This window comes from Nodosilinea sp. LEGE 07298 (assembly GCF_015207265.1).
Lineage (GTDB): Bacteria > Cyanobacteriota > Cyanobacteriia > Phormidesmidales > Phormidesmidaceae > Nodosilinea.
The window spans coordinates 1-1602 of sequence record NZ_JADEXE010000563.1; the positions used below are offsets into that span (position 1 = coordinate 1).

Annotated in this window: 2 protein-coding genes; one reads left to right on the forward strand and one right to left on the reverse strand. The window is 56.7% G+C overall.

Annotated elements, in window-relative coordinates; genetic code table 11:
- Positions 1 to 111: 111 nt before the first annotated feature.
- Complete coding sequence (locus IQ273_RS33055) at positions 112 to 699, reverse strand: PadR family transcriptional regulator (protein ID WP_194027297.1); 588 nt, start codon at positions 697 to 699, stop codon at positions 112 to 114.
- A gap of 184 nt (positions 700 to 883) precedes the next feature.
- Here IQ273_RS33055 and IQ273_RS33060 point away from each other — a divergent pair, with 184 nt between their 5' ends.
- Positions 884 to 1546 carry a Coq4 family protein gene (locus tag IQ273_RS33060; RefSeq protein ID WP_194027298.1) on the forward strand — a complete coding sequence of 221 codons (663 nt, stop codon included), beginning with the start codon at positions 884 to 886 and terminating at the stop codon, positions 1544 to 1546.
- Positions 1547 to 1602 lie beyond the last annotated feature (56 nt).

A 1602-nucleotide genomic window follows, 5' to 3' on the forward strand; every position in this document is an offset into this window, starting at 1 on the left:
GGGATCGTGGTCTTACCCGCCCACTCCACAGTAAAGCTTGGCAGAGCTGAGGATGAAACCATTTCTCAAGAAATTCGCATTTCTCAGCTGAGTCGTTCTGCTGACTTAGGGTTAAGGGTGGATGTCTTCGCCCGGTTTCGCCCAAGGAGACGCCCGATCGGCAGGTAAGGTTTCGAGCGTAGCCAGGGTTTCGTCGCACCAGGCCAGCCAGCTGGTTTCGAAGTGAATGCCATTGCGCAAGGTGATGTACTGAAATCGAGCCGCCAGAGACATAGCCTCGGGGTCGGCGAAGTACTTCTGCTCGATCGCCCGGTAGGCCTCTAGCGCTGCCACATGCTGGGCGCGTTCGTGCTCAAGGGTAGCCTGCACGGTTGCGTGGGGTACTAGGTACCCCACAAACAGCTTGACCAGCAGATCATCCTTGGTGGGCGTGCACTTAGACGGTTGGGCAATCCACGCCTTGAGCTGTAGTTTGCCGGCCTCGGTGACGCGATAAATCTTTTTGTCGGGCTTGCCCTCTTGGACGACGGCTTCGGCCGTCACAAGCGCCTGCTGCTCTAGCTTAGTTAGCTCACGGTAGATCTGCTGGTGGCTGGCGTGCCAGAAGAACCCCACCGAGCCATCGAACTGCTTAGCCAGGTCATAGCCGCTGCACGGGCGTTCGGTCAGCGCCGAGAGAATTGCATGGGAAAGGGCCATAGAAAGCGTTACAAAACTAAATATGCAAAAGATTGACTATGCATTTAAGTGCATATAGTATTAGAACATTGAAATGCAAAAAGTTGCATATTCACTCAGTCGAGTTTCCATTATGTCGGTTCTGGGCGATCGCCCGTTCCTTCGATCGCATTTGTTCACATCCTGTCTTAACTGGAGAAATGCCATGGTCAGCCGAATTCGACCCTGCTCTAAGCCTTGTCATCGCGTTCCGTCGCCCCTCAGCGGCATCAACTGGTCAGAGTTAGCGGCCGCCTACCGGGCCTTTTTAAGCGATCCTGCCGCAGGCATTCTGCACATTCTTGCCGCCGGACGCCACAGCCAGTGGCAGCGCTGGGTCGAGCGGCGACTAGCCCACCAAGCCTCTCACTTGATCTACCGCACTATTTCAGTCGATCTCAATGCCCTGGTGCAGCTACCGCCCGACACCCTAGGGGGTGCCTATGCCCGCCACATGATCCGCTACGGGTTTGACCCAGAAACCTTTATGACCGACGAGGCCAACAGCGAATGGCTGCGCCAGCGCACCGCCATCAGCCACGACATCTACCACATCTTTACTGGGTTCGATGCCTCACCGATTGGGGAGTTTGGGGTGGCGGCCTACACCCTGGTGCAGTACCGCGATTTGCTCAACGTGTTTGTGCTGTCATTTGTGCCCCTGAGCCTGACCAACCCGCTGTGGACGGTACCGCTGCTGAGGGCGCTGTGGCGTGGGTTTTGGATGGGGGTAAGGGGACGGGCCGCGATCGCCTACCCAGTCGAACTCAACTGGGACAAGCCGCTCGCGATCGTTCGCCAAGAGCTGGGGCTAGGAGAATTTTTCTAACGTCTACAGCGATAGCTGCGCCAGGGTGATCTGAGTGAAGCTAGAGACTCTGGTGG